We start from the raw sequence: 17,008 nt of genomic DNA on the forward strand, positions 1-17,008 counted from the left end.
TAGGTGTATTGACGAACAACAACGCCCTCACCAGTTAAGGTGATGGCAATCAAAAGATTACGGGCTGATGTTTATGTCGTCAGCTATTGCTGGTCCGATTCTGCCAGGTCGTCATGCTCCTGGCCCAAGAGCGATAATTCCAACAATGCATAACGGTGCTCAACGAAGTTGTGTACGTTGTTAGCAACCGCTAATTTGAACAGTGCCGTAGCGCTGTCCATATCCCCCAGACTTAGGTAGTACTTACCTAAATAGAAGTTGGTTTCACTGAGATGCTCAGCGAGCGAGGTGTTATCCGTTGCGTCCGCCTTGAGGCGTTCCATCAGCGTTGCTTCGCTAATGTTGCCCAGGTAGAACTCGACAATGTTCCATCCCCACTGTTCCTTGTCCGATTTATCGAAGCGCTGTTTCAGTGCCTCTTTTGCCTGCTTCTCATCGAGCTTCCGCTCAACGATGTAAAGCCACAGGCTACGGAAAGGATCATTAGGATCGTCTTGATAAAACGCCAGCAGATCATCTTGCGCTAACTTATCACGACCGCCGTAATACAATGCGATACCGCGATTCAAGTGCGCGTAGTTGTAAGTTGGATCAAGCTCAAGTACAGAATCAAACGCTTCATAGGCAGCATCAAAATTGCCTGCCTGCGTTAAATAAATGCCTAAGTAATTGAATACTTCAGGCATATCAGGTCGGATAGCCAGCGCTTGTGAAAAATCATTTCGCGCCAATGCCCTCAGACCGAGACTATCATACAACACTCCGCGCTCATATAAAAGCTGTGCGCGTTCTTCATCGGTTAAAGCCCGACTGGCAAGTATTTGTTCCATGCGTGCCAGAATCACTTCCTGCTGCAAAGTCGGTTGCAATGGCACTGCGAGGACTTCGCTCTTACGCCAGGCAGAGTTGCTGCATCCTGCCAGCGTTAAAGCTGTCGCAACGAAACACCAGCGCAAAAAAGGCTTCATTTCCCACTCCCGAAGACAACTATTGGATGAACGTCCTGTCCCCCGGCGGCTTAACAAGGCGTCCTGCCTGATAATAGGCCCTCCGCAAAGCGGAGGGCAAATGGCAACTTACTCGCCTTGCTGTTCTGCTGCCTGTGCTTCTGGCGCAGCAGCTGGCTGAGACTGCTCGGTTGCTTCTTTAATGCTCAGACGGATGCGGCCCTGGCGATCAACTTCCAGAACTTTCACCGGTACTTCCTGACCCATCTGCAGGTAATCGGTCACTTTCTCAACGCGCTTATCAGCGATCTGAGAGATGTGAACCAGACCTTCTTTACCGCCACCGATGGCAACGAACGCGCCAAAGTCAACGATACGGGTCACTTTACCTGCGTAGACGCGGCCCACTTCGATCTCTGCAGTGATTTCTTCGATGCGACGGATTGCGAATTTCGCTTTCTCGCCGTCGGTTGCTGCGATTTTCACAGTACCGTCATCTTCGATTTCGATCGTGGTGCCAGTCTCTTCGGTCAGCGCACGGATTACGGAACCGCCCTTACCGATAACATCTTTGATCTTGTCTGGGTTGATCTTGATGGTGTGAATACGTGGAGCGAACTGAGAAATGTCGCCACGCGGCGCGTTAATCGCCTGTTCCATCACGCCCAGGATGTGCAGACGCGCACCTTTAGCCTGGTTCAGAGCAACCTGCATGATCTCTTTGGTGATACCTTCAATTTTGATATCCATCTGCAGCGCAGAGATACCTTCGCGGGAACCCGCTACTTTGAAGTCCATATCGCCCAGGTGGTCTTCGTCGCCCAGGATGTCAGACAGAACAACAAAGTTGTCGCCTTCTTTCACCAGACCCATAGCGATACCAGCCACAGCGGCTTTGATTGGTACGCCTGCATCCATCAGCGCCAGAGAAGCACCACACACGGAAGCCATGGAAGAAGAACCGTTGGATTCGGTGATTTCAGACACCACACGTACGGTGTACGGGAATTTGTCTGCTTCTGGCATCACTGCCAGCACGCCGCGCTTCGCCAGACGACCGTGACCAATTTCACGACGCTTCGGCGAGCCAACCATACCGGTTTCGCCTACGGAGTACGGAGGGAAGTTGTAGTGGAACAGGAAGCTGTCAGTGCGCTCGCCCATCAGTTCGTCGATGATCTGTGCGTCACGTGCAGTACCCAGAGTCGCGGTAACCAGCGCCTGCGTTTCGCCACGGGTGAAGAGCGCGGAACCGTGAGTACGTGGCAGAACGCCAGTACGCACATCCAGACCACGGATCATGTCTTTTTCGCGGCCATCGATACGCGGCTCGCCTGCCAGTACACGGCTACGAACAACGTTTTTCTCGATTGCGTGCAGGATGTCGCTCAGTTCGTTAGCGTCCAGCGTTTCATCTTCAGCAACCAGAGTGGCGATAGTTTCAGACTTGATCACGTCAACCTGAGCATAACGCTCCTGCTTGTCAGTGATGCGGTATGCATCGCTCAGACGAGATTCTGCCAGGGCTGCAACGCGTGCGTTCAGCGCGTCGTTTGCCGCTTCTGGCTGCCAGTCCCAACGTGGTTTACCGGCTTCTTTCACCAGGTCGTTGATGTTCTGGATAACGATCTGCTGCTGATCGTGGCCAAAGACCACAGCGCCCAGCATCTGGTCTTCGCTCAGCAGTTCAGCTTCGGATTCAACCATCAGCACAGCCGCTTCAGTACCCGCAACAACCAGGTCCAGCTTACTTTCTTTCAGCTCTTCCTGGGTTGGGTTCAGCACGTACTGGTCGTTGATGTAGCCAACGCGCGCGGCACCGATTGGGCCATTGAATGGAATACCAGACAGTGACAGGGCAGCGGATGCGCCGATCATGGCAACGATGTCCGGGTTAACCTGTGGGTTAACGGAAACAACGGTAGCGATAACCTGTACTTCGTTAACGAAGCCTTCCGGGAACAGCGGACGAACCGGGCGGTCAATCAGACGCGCAATCAGGGTTTCGCCTTCGCTTGGACGGCCTTCACGACGGAAGAAACCACCCGGGATTTTACCGGCAGCGTAGGTACGCTCCTGGTAGTTAACGGTCAGCGGGAAGAAGTCCTGACCTGGTTTAGCTTTTTTCTGGCCAACAACGGTAACGAATACCGCAGTGTCATCCATGCTTACCATAACGGCAGCAGTAGCCTGACGTGCCATCATGCCGGTTTCCAGCGTGACGGTATGTTGACCATACTGGAATTTACGAACGATCGGATTCAGCAAAGTTCTGTCCTTTCTTAAATGTTTGACAGCACACCACCGGTGTGCTGTCGATTTGACCCGACCTTCTTCGCATCCTCGCGACTAATGACAACCAACACCCCCATGGGTGAAGCCTCTCATTAGCCGCGCGAACCTCTGCAATGAAGATCATTTATAGCAACAATACAATAGTTTCCAGTGAATTGCTGCCGTCTGGTTGAAAAAAGGGGCCATCAGGCCCCCTTTTCTGAAACTCGCAAGACTTAGCGACGCAGACCCAGACGCTCGATCAGCGCGGTGTAGCGTGCAACATCTTTACGTTTCAGGTAGTCGAGCAGTTTACGACGCTGAGAAACCATACGCAGCAGACCACGACGGCTGTGGTGATCTTTTTTGTGCTCTGCAAAGTGACCCTGCAGGTGGTTAATCTGGGCAGTCAGCAGTGCAACCTGAACTTCGGTAGAACCGCTGTCGTTAGTACCACGACCAAACTCAGAAACGATTTTAGCTTTAGCTTCAACGCTTAGAGACATTTTCAAACTCCAAAGTATAAAGAATGTAAGGATGCCGATCTCTAATTCAGCAATCCCATGTACGCCCCGCAGATTGTTAAACAATTTGCCAGGCGTTAAGCGGCGATATTCTACTCGTCTCCCCTGCTTATCGCAAGGTGAGCCGTTATCACCGTCACGCGTCGACCGGATATTCGACGACCAGACGACGCGGCGCAACGCGCCCTTCGCCATCCATTTCGCCCATACCGATGAATTTCCCTTCGTCACCTTCGGTCACGCGTACCAGCCCTTCCAGCGGCGCTTGTGCCGTACGAACCGGGTTGCCGTTCTTAAAGTAAACGGACGATGTTAAAGGAAGATTAACAACCGGGAAGTCCGCTGCCGGACTGTCCATCGGCATCAGCAAAGGATCCAGCAAATCTGCCGGCGCAATCCCCTGCGCTTCCGCCTGTTCTACCAGCTCGCGCAGATATTCCAGGGTGACCATCCGCTCCACCGGGTACTTGCTCACCGCCAGGCGGCGCAGGTATATCACATGCGCGCCGCAGCCCAGCTTTTCACCGAGGTCGTCGATGATGGTGCGAATGTACGTCCCTTTCGAACAGTGCACTTCCAGCTCCAGCTCATCACCTTCGTGGCGAATAAACAGCAGCTCATACACGGTTATCGGACGGGCTTCACGCGGGACTTCTATGCCCTGACGCGCATATTCGTAGAGTTTTTTTCCCTGATATTTCAGGGCCGAATACATCGACGGCACCTGCATCGTGTCCCCACGGAAGCTCTCCAGCGCAGCATCAAGCTGTTCCGCGCTGAACGTCACCGGACGCTCTTCCACCACCTGACCATCCGCGTCGGAGGTATCCGTGCGCTGACCCAGCTTAGCGATCACACGGTAGCGCTTATCGGAGTCGAGCAGGTACTGGGAAAACTTTGTCGCCTCTCCCAGGCAGACCGGCAGCATGCCGGTTGCCAGCGGATCGAGCGCGCCGGTGTGGCCCGCACGGTTGGCGTTATAAATACGCTTAACTTTTTGCAGCACGTCGTTGCTGGAAGCGCCCTGGGGTTTATCCAGCAGCAGCACACCATGCACGTCGCGACCGCGACGACGAGGACGACTCATTAGTCCTCCTTGCTGTCGTCCGCCGGGTTAACACGACGCTCGTCGTCATGTTTAACCACGCTGGTCACCAGGTTGGACATACGCATACCTTCGACCAGCGAGTTGTCGTAGAAGAAGGTCAGTTCAGGCACGATACGCAGGCGCATCGCTTTGCCAAGCAGGGAGCGGATGAAACCAGAGGCTTCCTGCAGCGCTTTAATGCCGTTTTTCACTGCCGCTTCGTCCTGATCGTTCAGGAAGGTGACGAACACTTTTGCATAGGCCAAATCGCGGGACATTTCGACACCGGAAACGGTGGTCATCATGCCGACGCGCGGGTCTTTAATTTCACGTTGCAGAATGAGTGCGATCTCTTTTTGCATTTCCTGCGCTACGCGCTGAGGGCGACCAAATTCTTTCGCCATAATAAATTCTCCAGACAAAAAAGGGGCTAAAAGCCCCTTTTAAAATTATTGCCGGGTGGCGCGAGGCGATCCCGGCTTACAATCGGTAATTAAGCGATGGTACGCTGAATTTCGATGATCTCGAACACTTCGATCATATCGCCAACGCGAACGTCGTTGTAGTTCTTCACGCCGATACCACATTCCATGCCGTTACGGACTTCGTTAACGTCATCTTTGAAGCGGCGCAGGGATTCCAGCTCGCCTTCGTAGATAACCACGTTGTCACGCAGTACGCGGATTGGGTTGTGACGCTTGATGTTACCTTCGGTAACCATACAGCCCGCGATAGCACCGAATTTCGGTGATTTGAACACGTCACGTACTTCAGCCAGACCGATGATCTGCTGTTTCAGCTCAGGAGACAGCATGCCGCTCATCGCTGCTTTCACTTCGTCGATCAGGTTATAGATGACGGAGTAGTAACGCAGATCCAGGCTTTCGGCTTCAATTACTTTACGCGCAGATGCATCCGCACGAACGTTGAAGCCAACCAGGATAGCGTTGGAGGCAGCAGCCAGGGTTGCGTCGGTTTCGGTGATACCACCTACGCCAGAACCGATGATCTTCACTTTCACTTCGTCGGTAGACAGTTTCAGCAAGGAGTCGGAGATCGCTTCCACAGAACCCTGAACGTCAGCTTTCAGAACGATGTTCACTTCGTGAACTTCGCCCTCGGTCATGTTGGCAAACATGTTCTCGAGTTTAGATTTCTGCTGACGAGCCAGTTTAACCTCACGGAATTTGCCCTGACGATACAGCGCAACTTCACGCGCTTTCTTCTCGTCACGCACAACGGTCACTTCGTCACCGGCAGCCGGAACACCGGACAGACCCAGGATTTCAACTGGAATGGACGGACCTGCTTCCAGTACCTCCTGGCCCAGTTCGTTACGCATCGCACGGACGCGACCGTATTCGAAACCGCACAGAACGATATCGCCTTTATGCAGTGTACCTTCACGAACCAGAACGGTAGCAACCGGGCCACGTCCTTTATCCAGGAAGGATTCGATTACCGCGCCGCTCGCCATACCGTTACGGATGGCTTTCAGCTCCAGAACTTCGGCCTGCAGCAGGATCGCGTCCAGCAGTTCGTCGATACCGGTACCCGCTTTCGCAGACACGTGTACGAACTGGCTTTCGCCGCCCCACTCTTCCGGCAGAATACCGTACTGGGAAAGTTCGTTTTTAACACGATCGGGATCCGCTTCTGGCTTATCGATCTTGTTAACTGCAACCACAACCGGCACACCTGCTGCTTTCGCGTGCTGGATAGCTTCGATGGTCTGCGGCATGACGCCGTCGTCCGCCGCAACAACCAGAACAACGATATCCGTCGCCTGAGCACCACGAGCACGCATTGAGGTAAACGCGGCGTGGCCTGGGGTATCCAGGAAGGTGATCATACCGTTGTCAGTTTCTACGTGGTATGCACCGATGTGCTGGGTAATACCACCCGCTTCACCAGAGGCAACCTTGGTAGAACGAATGTAGTCAAGCAGAGAGGTTTTACCGTGGTCAACGTGACCCATGATGGTCACTACCGGTGCGCGTGGTTCTGCCGCAGCGCCAGTATCACGGTCGCTCATCACTGCTTCTTCCAGCTCGTTTTCACGACGCAGGATAACTTTGTGGCCCATCTCTTCCGCAACCAGCTGTGCAGTTTCCTGGTCAATGACCTGGTTGATGGTCGCCATGGCGCCCAGCTTCATCATCGCTTTGATGACCTGAGAGCCTTTAACCGCCATCTTGTTCGCCAGTTCGCCAACGGTAATGGTTTCGCCAATCACGACGTCACGGTTAACCGCCTGAGCTGGCTTCTGGAAGCCCTGCTGCAGAGCAGAACCTTTACGCTTGCCGCCTTTACCGCCGCGAATAGCAGCGCGTGCTTCTTCACGGTCAGCTTTAGATTCAGCGTGCTTGTTACCTTTTTTCGCCGGACGCGCAGCTTTTGCATTACGGCCACGGCCACGACCGCCTTCAACTTCACGGTCGTTATCATCTTCAGCCTGACGCGCATGCTGAGAAGTGGTCACGTGATAGTCGCTGGTGTCTTCAGTCGGCTCAACGGTATTCACACCATTCTTCTCGTTTTCTTCTGCCATACGGCGCGCTTCTTCGGCGACGCGGCGAGCTTCTTCTTCCAGCTTACGGCGGGCTTCTTCTTCCGCTTTACGCTTCAGCTCGGCAGCTTCATTTTCACGGCGGGCTTTTTCAGCCTGGGCGGTTTTGGTCATTTCGTCTGTCTGTTGATTGCTCACTTTGTCTTTTTCCGCAGCGTCACGCTTCACTTTATCACTTGCGTCGCGTTTCGCTTTTTCTGCGGCCTCACGTTCAGCTTTTAATTCTGCTTCACGTTTGGCGGCTGCTTCCGCCTCACGCTGAGCTTGTTCTTCCGCTTCACGCTGTGCCTGCTCTTCCGCAGCAAGGCGTTCTGCCTCTTGCGGATCACGTTTTACAAAGGTGCGCGTCTTGCGGACTTCAATTTGGACCGATTTGCTTTTGCCACCGGTACCAGGGATGTTTAACGTGCTACGCGTTTTGCGCTGCAGCGTTAACTTGTCAGGCGTAGAACCGTGTTCACGGTTCAGGTGCGTTAACAAGGTTTGTTTTTCTTGCGCGGTCACCGAGTCATCAGCGGACTTCGGGATCCCTGCATCAGCAAATTGCTGTACCAGGCGGTCCACGGAGGTCTGAATCTCAGCAGCCAGCGATTTTACAGTTACATCAGTCATGCTGTTCCTTCCTGCTACAGTTTATTACGCTTCGTCGCCGAACCAGCAAATATTACGTGCGGCCATGATGAGCTCGCCGGCTTTCTCGTCGGTTAAACCTTCGATATCAGCCAGGTCATCAACGCCTTGCTCAGCGAGATCTTCCAGCGTACAAACACCACGGGCAGCCAGCTTGAACGCAATCGCACGATCAAGACCTTCCAGATTCAGCAGGTCATCAGCCGGCTTTTTGTCGCCAAGGCTTTCTTCCTGAGCCAGTGCCAGGGTGGTCAGTGCGTTTTTAGCGCGTTCACGCAGGGCTTCAACGGTTGGTTCATCCAGACCGTCAATTTCCAGCAGCTCTTTCATTGGCACATAGGCCAGTTCTTCCAGCGTAGAGAAACCTTCTTCAACCAGAACAGTGGCGAAGTCTTCGTCAATATCCAGGTATTTAGTGAAGGTATCGATCGCCGCATGGGCTTCAGCCTGATGCTTAGCCTGCAGGTCATCAACGGTCATTACGTTGAGTTCCCAGCCGCTCAGCTGTGACGCCAGGCGTACGTTCTGACCGTTACGGCCGATTGCCTGCGCCAGGTTGCCCGCTTCAACAGCGATATCCATGGTGTGTTTGTCTTCGTCAACAACGATAGACGCCACATCAGCTGGGGCCATTGCGTTGATCACGAACTGCGCCGGGTTGTCATCCCACAGAACGATATCAATACGTTCGCCGCCCAGCTCAGTAGAAACTGCCTGAACGCGCGCACCGCGCATACCGACGCAAGCACCGACCGGGTCGATACGCTTGTCGTTGGTTTTCACCGCAATTTTCGCACGGGAGCCCGGATCGCGAGCCGCCGCTTTAATCTCGATAACTTCTTCACCGATTTCCGGCACTTCGATACGGAACAGTTCTACCAGCATTTCTGGTTTAGAACGGGTCACGAACAGCTGTGCACCACGCGCTTCAGGGCGAACGGCGTACAGAACACCGCGAATACGGTCGCCTGGGCGGAAGTTTTCACGCGGCAGCATATCTTCACGCAGGATCACGGCTTCAGCGTTACCCGGTAACCCTTCGGATTTGATCTCCAGGGAGATGTTGTCGCGGTTCACTTTCTTCACCACGCCGGTGATGATTTCGCCTTCCTGATCGCGGAACTGATCGACAACCAGCGCGCGCTCGGCTTCGCGCACTTTCTGCACGATAACCTGTTTAGCGGTCTGGGTCGTGATACGGTCGAAGGTGACAGATTCAATCTGATCTTCAACGTACTCGCCCACGTTCAGACTTTCGTCTTCAAAACGGGCGGCTTCCAGCGTGATCTCTTTGGTCGGCTGGGTCACTTCTTCAACGATTACCCAACGACGGAATGTATCGAAGTCACCGCTTTTACGATCGATTTCTACGCGAACATCGATCTCTTGTTCGTATTTTTTCTTGGTTGCTGTAGCCAGGGCACTTTCCAGCGCTTCGAAAATCTTCTCACGCGGCAGTGATTTCTCGTTGGAGACGGCTTCAACAACAGCCAAAATTTCTTTGTTCATCGCGGGCTTTTCACCTCAATCCAGACTGTTAAAAGTGGGGAACCAGGTTCGCCTTCTGGATATTACTCAGCGCGAACACTTCATCTTTGCCTTCGACTGTCACCGTGATCATTTCACCATCAACGGCTTTGATAATTCCCTGCCATTTACGGCGGTTCTGTACGGCCATACGCAGAACGAGAGCCACTTCTTCACCGGTAAAGCGCACATAGTGCTCGGCCGTGAACATCGGGCGATCGAGGCCAGGTGAGGAAACTTCCAGGTTGTACGCAACGGTAATCGGGTCTTCAACATCAAGAACCGCACTCACCTGGTGGCTGACATCAGCACAATCATCAACATTGATGCCATCTTCACTATCAATATAGATGCGCAGCGTCGATGTACGGCCGCGAACGAATTCGATGCCGACCAGTTCGTAGCCCAGTGCTTCGACCGGTGCAGTAATCATCTCTGTTAATTTTTGCTCTAATGTGGACAAGCCCACCCCCAAGACATAAAAAAAGGGCGTAAAGCCCAGTTATTCTGTAGTCAGATAACAAAAAACCCCGATAAATCGGGGCTTTAGATAACTGAACCCTATAGCCACAACTGTGGCCTGGAGCACTTTCCGAAAGAATTTTTTCAAATCCAGCTACGAAGGCTCTAAGTCTTCACAGTATATTTGAAAAAGAACTTTATGGGAAAGTGGTTGCGGGGGCCGGATTTGAACCGACGACCTTCGGGTTATGAGCCCGACGAGCTACCAGGCTGCTCCACCCCGCGCCTGAAACGTGGCAAATTCTACGCGTTTTGGACAGAATTTGCAAATAATGCTGGGATTTGGTACCGAAGACGGGACGTAAAATCGGCGTTTAGTATATTGATAGTTGACCCCACCTGTCAAGGCGACTTCCGCCAGATCGATTAGACCAAAATTTTTACAAAAAACGCACGACTCTCTTCCGGTCTTCGCCAAAAGATGATTAAATGAATACTCACTTATTTTGCATAAAAATGCACAAGAGAGCGAAAGCGGTCTCTAATCAGTCAATCAAGCAGGGTTTTATTCTATGACGACGATTCTCAAGCATCTTCCGGTAGGACAACGTATTGGCATCGCTTTCTCAGGCGGCCTGGATACCAGCGCTGCACTGCTGTGGATGCGCCAGAAGGGAGCGGTTCCGTACGCCTATACTGCGAACCTGGGCCAGCCGGATGAGGACGACTACGATGCCATTCCTCGTCGCGCTAAAGAGTATGGTGCAGAGAACGCGCGCCTGATTGACTGCCGTAAGCAACTGGTCGCTGAAGGTATCGCGGCTATTCAGTGCGGTGCGTTCCATAACACTACCGGCGGCCTGACCTATTTCAACACCACCCCGCTGGGCCGTGCGGTCACCGGCACCATGCTGGTTGCGGCGATGAAAGAAGACGGCGTTAACATATGGGGTGACGGTAGCACCTATAAAGGTAACGATATTGAACGTTTCTATCGTTATGGCCTGCTGACCAACGCCGAACTACAGATTTACAAACCGTGGCTGGATACCGACTTCATCGACGAGCTGGGTGGCCGTCATGAAATGTCCGAATTCATGATTGCCTGCGGTTTCGACTATAAGATGTCAGTCGAGAAAGCCTACTCCACCGACTCCAACATGCTGGGTGCGACGCACGAAGCGAAAGACCTGGAATTCCTGAACTCCAGCGTGAAGATCGTTAACCCGATCATGGGCGTGAAGTTCTGGGACGAGAACGTCAAAATCCAGGCTGAAGAAGTGACCGTACGTTTCGAACGCGGCCATCCGGTTGCGCTGAACGGTAAAACCTTCTCTGATGATGTTGAGCTGATGCTGGAAGCGAACCGTATTGGCGGTCGTCACGGTCTGGGTATGAGCGATCAGATTGAAAACCGTATTATCGAAGCGAAAAGCCGTGGCATCTATGAAGCCCCGGGAATGGCGCTGCTGCACATCGCTTACGAGCGTCTGCTGACCGGCATTCACAACGAAGATACCATCGAGCAGTATCACTCTCATGGCCGTCAGCTGGGTAAACTGCTGTATCAGGGTCGCTGGTTCGATCCACAGGCGCTGATGCTGCGCGATGCGCTGCAGCGTTGGGTGGCAAGCGCGATCACCGGTGAAGTAACGCTGGAACTGCGTCGCGGTAACGACTACTCCATCCTGAACACCGTGTCTGACAACCTGACCTATAAAGCAGAACGTCTGACCATGGAGAAAGGTGAATCCGTGTTCTCACCGGACGATCGTATTGGTCAGCTGACCATGCGTAATCTGGACATCACCGATACCCGCGAGAAGCTGTTCAACTATGTTGAGAACGGTTTGCTGTCAGCCAATTCAGGTAACGGCCTGCCGCAGGTTGAAAACCTGGAACACAGCGATAAGAAGTAACCGCGAGTATAAAATGCAAAAGGCGTCCGATGGACGCCTTTTTTGTGGGCTTATGTCGGGCCGATAAGCACAACGCGACCCACCACTTTGCCCGCCACACACAATCTACAAACGAAAAAAAAGACGTCTTTCGACGTCTTTCTTCTGGAATATTGGTACCGAGGATGGGACTCGAACCCACAAGCCCGTTAGGGCACTACCACCTCAAGGTAGCGTGTCTACCAATTCCACCACCTCGGTACAGAATACTTAGTGCGGGATATCGCTGGTCGGCTTAGCCGGTGCAGCTGGCTGAGTCTGCTCAGTTTTCGCTGGCGCGCTCAGATTTTCCCACTCGCTTCCTTTGCTGGTCTTGTTGCTGTTGATATTGCCAAGCACAAGGCTGATGATGAAGAACAGCGTAGCCAGAATCGCCGTTGTGCGGGTCATGAAGTTCGCAGAACCACTTGAACCGAACAGCGTACCGGAAGCGCCTGCTCCGAAGGAGGCTCCCATATCAGCGCCTTTACCTTGCTGCAGCATGATCAGCGCTACGAGAGCGATGGCTACAATAAGGAAAATAACTAAAAGAGCTTCGTACATAATCAACCTGTTCCTTGCGGATTTGCCGCATACCAATGCTTCGACCAATTAGCAGGATTTTTGTTTCCCACTGAAGCGGGTGTGAATACTAACCAAAGCGAATGACCTTCGCAAGGGCATTTTTGACGCATTGTATCAACTGCGGAAAAAAACAGCAAAAAGCCATTAATTGCTTAAAACAAAGGCGACAAAAGCCGCCTTTTTATACATTTAGCGTGCACGATTATGCAGCTTTTACAGCATCCGCAATACGGTGTGCAAATTCGGTAACCTGCGCTTCATCTTCACCTTCCACCATCACGCGGATCAGCGGTTCGGTACCGGATTTACGCAGCAGCACGCGTCCACGATTGCCCAGGGCCGCTTCAACGTCAGCCATCACCGCTTTGACGTTCTCGTTTTCCAGCGGATCGCCTTTGCCGGCAGTGAAACGTACGTTGACCAGAATCTGTGGGAACATTTTCATGCCGCTGCACAGATCGTGCAGGCTCATATGGTTGCGCGCCATTGCGGCAACCACCTGCAGCGCGGCCACGATACCGTCACCGGTGGTGGTTTTATCAAGCAGGATCACGTGACCCGAGTTTTCTGCGCCGATGCGCCAGCCCTTCTCCTGCAGTTTTTCCAGCACATAGCGGTCACCCACTTTCGCGCGGACAAACGGAATACCGAGCTGTTTCAGCGCCAGTTCCAGGCCCATGTTACTCATCAGCGTGCCCACCGCACCGCCGCGCAGCTGACCCTGACGCAGTCCTTCACGCGCGATGATGTAGAGGATTTGATCGCCGTCGACCTTGTTACCTTCGTGGTCGACCATGATCACGCGGTCACCGTCGCCGTCCAGCGCAATACCCAGGTCGGCTTTCTCTGCCAGAACACGCGCCTGCAGGGCACGAACGTCAGTTGCCCCCACCTGCTCGTTAATGTTCAGACCATCCGGCTCGCAGCCAATAGTGATGACTTTCGCACCCAGTTCGCGGAAGACATTCGGGGCGATGTGATAGGTCGCGCCGTTTGCACAGTCCACCACAATTTTGAGGTGAGCCAGGCTCAGCTCATTCGGGAAGGTACCTTTACAGAATTCGATATAACGGCCCGCTGCATCAACGATACGGTTCGCTTTACCCAGCTCTGCGGAATCGACACAGGTGATCTCTTTTTCCATTTCGGCTTCAATAGCTTCTTCCACGTCATCCGGGAGCTTGGTGCCGTCAATGGAGAAGAATTTAATGCCGTTGTCGTAGAACGGGTTGTGAGAAGCTGAAATGACAATCCCCGCTTCCGCACGGAAGGTACGCGTCAGATACGCGACTGCAGGTGTCGGCATCGGGCCCGTAAAGGACGCGGACAGTCCAGCCGCCGCCAGACCCGCTTCCAGCGCGGACTCCAGCATATAGCCGGAAATACGGGTATCTTTACCGATAATGATCTTACGGGAACCATGACGCGCCAGCACTTTGCCAGCAGCCCAGCCGAGCTTCAGGACAAAATCAGGGGTGATGGGAGCATCGCCTACACGCCCACGGATACCATCGGTACCAAAATACTTACGATTACTCATAGCGTTTGTTTTCCTTCGCTGCCAGTGTGGCTTCCACCACACGCATGGCTTCTACTGTTTCTTTGACGTCATGGACACGAATAATGTGCGCACCCTGCATCGCCGCAATCACTGCGCAGGCCAGGCTGCCGCTCAGGCGTTCGCTCGGCCCCACGTTAAGCAACTGCCCAATCATCGACTTTCTCGACATCCCCACCAGTAACGGCAGGCCAAAATGATGGAATTCCGACAGGCGCGCAAGCAACGCATAATTGTGGGAGAGATTTTTACCGAAACCGAACCCCGGGTCGAGCAGCAATTTCTCTTTTGGGATACCTGCACGTTCACAGCGTGCAATATGCTCAATAAAGAAGCGATTCACGTCGGCAAAGACATCGTCATACCTCGGTGCTTCCTGCATGGTTTTTGGTTGACCCTGCATGTGCATCAGGCATACCGGTAATCCCGTCTCTGCCGCGGCTTTAAGGGCGCCAGGCTCAGTGAGCGAGCGAATATCATTGATAATGTGAGCGCCCACTCTCGCCACTTCACGAATCACTTCGGGTTTAGAGGTATCAACGGAGATCCACACTTCAAACCGCTGCGCGATAGCTTCAACCACCGGCACCACGCGCGCCAGCTCTTCTTCCACAGACACGTCCGCCGCACCAGGACGCGTCGATTCGCCGCCCACGTCAATAATGGTGGCACCCGCATTAATCATTAAATTCGCGTGCTTAACCGCCTCGATAAGCGTGTTATGCGTGCCGCCGTCAGAGAAAGAGTCAGGGGTAACATTCAGGATCCCCATCACATGGGGATGTGAAAGATCGAGATGCGAGTCCTGAGCGAATAATTTCATGGCGAAATCCCTGGTATCTATATCGTTAAACAGAAATGAAAAACCCCGGAGCAAGCTCCAGGGTTTGAGGTACAGACAAACGCTTCAACAGCAGTGGCTTACTTATCGCCCAACTGTTCTGACATGGTGTTGCCCGGATTTGGCGTACGCGGTTCATCAACCGGACGCGGCGCACGCGGGGTGCCATTGTTGTCAGAATTATTGGAAGCACCTGGGTCTTCCCAGCCTGCCGGCGGACGTACTTCGCGGCGCGCCATCAGGTCGTCAATCTGCGGTGCATCGATGGTCTCATATTTCATGAGCGCATCTTTCATCGAATGCAGGATGTCCATATTGTCGTTCAGGATTTGGCGTGCACGTGCGTAGTTACGCTCTACCAGAGATTTTACTTCCTGGTCGATGATACGTGCCGTCTCATCGGACATATGTTTCGCTTTAGCCACAGAACGGCCCAGGAATACTTCACCCTCTTCTTCTGCATACAGCAGCGGACCGAGTTTGTCGGAGAAGCCCCACTGCGTCACCATGTTACGCGCCAGGTTTGTCGCAACTTTAATGTCGTTGGACGCACCGGTAGAAACATGTTCCACACCGTAGATAATCTCTTCTGCCAGACGACCGCCGTACAGGGTCGAAATCTGGCTTTCCAGCTTCTGACGGCTGGCGCTGATCGCGTCGCCTTCAGGCAGGAAGAAAGTCACACCCAGCGCACGACCGCGCGGAATAATCGTCACTTTATGCACCGGATCGTGTTCCGGCACGAGGCGACCGATAATCGCGTGACCCGCTTCGTGGTATGCCGTGGACTCTTTCTGCGCTTCCGTCATCACCATGGAGCGACGTTCCGCACCCATCATGATTTTGTCTTTCGCTTTCTCAAACTCCACCATAGATACGACGCGCTTGTTACCGCGAGCGGCAAACAGAGCAGCTTCGTTGACCAGGTTCGCCAGGTCCGCACCGGAGAAGCCAGGAGTACCGCGCGCAATGATTGCCGCATCGATATCTGGCGCCAGCGGTACGCGACGCATGTGAACTTTCAGAATCTGTTCACGACCGCGAACGTCCGGCAGACCCACAACAACCTGACGGTCGAAACGGCCTGGACGCAGCAGCGCAGGGTCAAGTACGTCCGGACGGTTAGTCGCCGCGATAACGATGATACCTTCGTTACCTTCGAAGCCGTCCATCTCAACCAGCATCTGGTTCAGCGTCTGTTCACGTTCATCGTGACCACCGCCCAGACCTGCGCCACGCTGGCGGCCTACGGCGTCGATTTCATCGATGAAGATAATGCACGGTGCTGCCTTCTTGGCCTGCTCAAACATGTCACGCACACGAGATGCACCGACACCCACGAACATTTCAACGAAGTCAGAACCTGAAATAGTAAAGAACGGCACCTTCGCTTCACCCGCAATGGCTTTCGCCAGCAGGGTTTTACCGGTACCCGGAGGGCCAACCATCAGCACGCCTTTCGGGATCTTACCGCCCAGTTTCTGGAAACGGCTCGGTTCACGCAGGTATTCAACCAGTTCACCTACCTCTTCTTTCGCTTCGTCACAACCGGCGACGTCAGCGAAGGTGGTCTTGATCTGGTCTTCCGTCAGCATACGCGCCTTGCTCTTACCGAACGACATGGCACCTTTGCCACCGCCGCCCTGCATCTGGCGCATAAAGAAGATCCAGACGCCAATAAGAAGCAGCATCGGGAACCAGGAAATGAAGATAGAAGCCAGCAGGCTTGGTTCTTCTGGCGGCTCGCCAACTACCTTGACGTTTTTGGTCAGAAGGTTATCAAGCAGCTTAGGATCATTCACCGGGATGTAAGTCGTGTAACGGTTACTATCTTTCTTGGTAACGTTGATCTCACGTCCGTTGATACGCGCTTCGCGAACCTGGTCCTGATTGACCTCCTGCAGGAAGGTAGAATAATCCACCTTGCGGCCATTCGACTCGCTGGGCCCAAAGCTCTGGAATACTGACATCAGCACAACGGCAATGACCAGCCAGAGTATTAGGTTTTTCGCCATGTCACTCAAGGGATTAACCTCATATTACAACTGTGTTAAAAACAGCGTCAGG

General features: G+C 53.4%; 13 protein-coding genes and 2 tRNA genes. 1 reads left to right on the forward strand and 14 read right to left on the reverse strand.

Going from position 1 to position 17,008, the window contains the following annotated elements; all coding sequences use genetic code 11:
* Window positions 1-83: 83 nt before the first annotated feature.
* From nlpI to NUX24_RS11625, 9 genes are all read right to left on the reverse strand, one after another.
* Entirely contained in the window at window positions 84-968 is an 885-nt protein-coding gene (gene nlpI / locus NUX24_RS11585) for a lipoprotein NlpI (RefSeq protein ID WP_023309331.1), read from the reverse strand.
* Between the two features lie 108 nt (window positions 969-1,076).
* Window positions 1,077-3,215 carry a polyribonucleotide nucleotidyltransferase gene (gene pnp, locus NUX24_RS11590; protein WP_024906369.1) on the reverse strand — a complete coding sequence of 713 codons (2,139 nt, stop codon included), beginning with the start codon at window positions 3,213-3,215 and terminating at the stop codon, window positions 1,077-1,079.
* A 242-nt stretch (window positions 3,216-3,457) separates the two neighbouring features.
* Complete coding sequence (gene rpsO, locus NUX24_RS11595) at window positions 3,458-3,727, reverse strand: 30S ribosomal protein S15 (protein ID WP_003861789.1); 270 nt, start codon at window positions 3,725-3,727, stop codon at window positions 3,458-3,460.
* A gap of 154 nt (window positions 3,728-3,881) precedes the next feature.
* A complete protein-coding gene (truB, locus tag NUX24_RS11600) occupies window positions 3,882-4,832 on the reverse strand; it encodes a tRNA pseudouridine(55) synthase TruB (RefSeq protein WP_126329200.1) in 951 nt (316 codons plus the stop codon).
* Entirely contained in the window at window positions 4,832-5,236 is a 405-nt protein-coding gene (rbfA, locus tag NUX24_RS11605; protein ID WP_003024988.1) for a 30S ribosome-binding factor RbfA, read from the reverse strand. Before rbfA ends, truB begins: the two co-directional genes overlap by 1 nt.
* An 89-nt stretch (window positions 5,237-5,325) precedes the next feature.
* Window positions 5,326-8,013: a translation initiation factor IF-2 gene (infB, locus tag NUX24_RS11610; protein ID WP_047650922.1), complete on the reverse strand. Its 2,688-nt coding sequence runs from the start codon at window positions 8,011-8,013 to the stop codon at window positions 5,326-5,328.
* A gap of 24 nt (window positions 8,014-8,037) precedes the next feature.
* Entirely contained in the window at window positions 8,038-9,540 is a 1,503-nt protein-coding gene (gene nusA, locus NUX24_RS11615) for a transcription termination factor NusA (RefSeq protein ID WP_029739628.1), read from the reverse strand.
* A gap of 28 nt (window positions 9,541-9,568) precedes the next feature.
* Window positions 9,569-10,021, reverse strand: coding sequence for a ribosome maturation factor RimP (gene rimP, locus NUX24_RS11620; protein ID WP_014833432.1), 453 nt, complete (start codon window positions 10,019-10,021; stop codon window positions 9,569-9,571).
* A 207-nt stretch (window positions 10,022-10,228) separates the two neighbouring features.
* Window positions 10,229-10,305 (reverse strand) — tRNA-Met (locus NUX24_RS11625).
* A 287-nt stretch (window positions 10,306-10,592) separates the two neighbouring features.
* Between NUX24_RS11625 and argG the strand changes: the two genes are divergently transcribed.
* On the forward strand, window positions 10,593-11,939 hold the full coding sequence (argG, locus tag NUX24_RS11630; RefSeq protein WP_023309336.1) for an argininosuccinate synthase: 1,347 nt from the start codon (window positions 10,593-10,595) through the stop codon (window positions 11,937-11,939).
* A gap of 153 nt (window positions 11,940-12,092) precedes the next feature.
* On the opposite strand, the gene NUX24_RS11635 is transcribed toward argG, so the two are convergent.
* The 5 genes from NUX24_RS11635 to ftsH all read right to left on the reverse strand — a co-directional run bounded on the left by NUX24_RS11635 (window position 12,093) and on the right by ftsH (window position 16,956).
* Window positions 12,093-12,179 (reverse strand) — tRNA-Leu (locus NUX24_RS11635).
* A gap of 9 nt (window positions 12,180-12,188) precedes the next feature.
* Window positions 12,189-12,521, reverse strand: a complete 333-nt coding sequence (secG, locus tag NUX24_RS11640) for a preprotein translocase subunit SecG (RefSeq protein WP_023333590.1) — start codon at window positions 12,519-12,521, stop codon at window positions 12,189-12,191.
* Between the two features lie 223 nt (window positions 12,522-12,744).
* Entirely contained in the window at window positions 12,745-14,082 is a 1,338-nt protein-coding gene (glmM, locus tag NUX24_RS11645) for a phosphoglucosamine mutase (protein WP_023309339.1), read from the reverse strand.
* Window positions 14,075-14,923: a dihydropteroate synthase gene (gene folP, locus NUX24_RS11650; protein WP_257831652.1), complete on the reverse strand. Its 849-nt coding sequence runs from the start codon at window positions 14,921-14,923 to the stop codon at window positions 14,075-14,077. Before folP ends, glmM begins: the two co-directional genes overlap by 8 nt.
* Before the next feature lie 98 nt (window positions 14,924-15,021).
* The gene (gene ftsH, locus NUX24_RS11655) at window positions 15,022-16,956 is read right to left on the reverse strand and encodes an ATP-dependent zinc metalloprotease FtsH (RefSeq protein ID WP_010436002.1); all 1,935 of its coding nucleotides are present in this window, start codon (window positions 16,954-16,956) and stop codon (window positions 15,022-15,024) included.
* Between the last annotated feature and the right edge of the window lie 52 nt (window positions 16,957-17,008).

Source organism: Enterobacter sp. HG048 (assembly GCF_024702055.1).
Classification (GTDB): Bacteria; Pseudomonadota; Gammaproteobacteria; order Enterobacterales; family Enterobacteriaceae; genus Enterobacter; species Enterobacter dykesii.

What these genes read in the sequence shown, in the direction of transcription:
- nlpI (WP_023309331.1), bottom strand. Translation starts at nt 968, where the DNA reads ATGAAGCCTTTTTTGCGCTGGTGTTTCGTTGCGACAGCTTTAACGCTG.
- rpsO (WP_003861789.1), bottom strand. Translation starts at nt 3,727, where the DNA reads ATGTCTCTAAGCGTTGAAGCTAAAGCTAAAATCGTTTCTGAGTTTGGT.
- truB (WP_126329200.1), bottom strand. Translation starts at nt 4,832, where the DNA reads ATGAGTCGTCCTCGTCGTCGCGGTCGCGACGTGCATGGTGTGCTGCTG.
- rbfA (WP_003024988.1), bottom strand. Translation starts at nt 5,236, where the DNA reads ATGGCGAAAGAATTTGGTCGCCCTCAGCGCGTAGCGCAGGAAATGCAA.
- infB (WP_047650922.1), bottom strand. Translation starts at nt 8,013, where the DNA reads ATGACTGATGTAACTGTAAAATCGCTGGCTGCTGAGATTCAGACCTCC.
- nusA (WP_029739628.1), bottom strand. Translation starts at nt 9,540, where the DNA reads ATGAACAAAGAAATTTTGGCTGTTGTTGAAGCCGTCTCCAACGAGAAA.
- argG (WP_023309336.1), top strand. Translation starts at nt 10,593, where the DNA reads ATGACGACGATTCTCAAGCATCTTCCGGTAGGACAACGTATTGGCATC.
- secG (WP_023333590.1), bottom strand. Translation starts at nt 12,521, where the DNA reads ATGTACGAAGCTCTTTTAGTTATTTTCCTTATTGTAGCCATCGCTCTC.
- glmM (WP_023309339.1), bottom strand. Translation starts at nt 14,082, where the DNA reads ATGAGTAATCGTAAGTATTTTGGTACCGATGGTATCCGTGGGCGTGTA.
- folP (WP_257831652.1), bottom strand. Translation starts at nt 14,923, where the DNA reads ATGAAATTATTCGCTCAGGACTCGCATCTCGATCTTTCACATCCCCAT.
- ftsH (WP_010436002.1), bottom strand. Translation starts at nt 16,956, where the DNA reads ATGGCGAAAAACCTAATACTCTGGCTGGTCATTGCCGTTGTGCTGATG.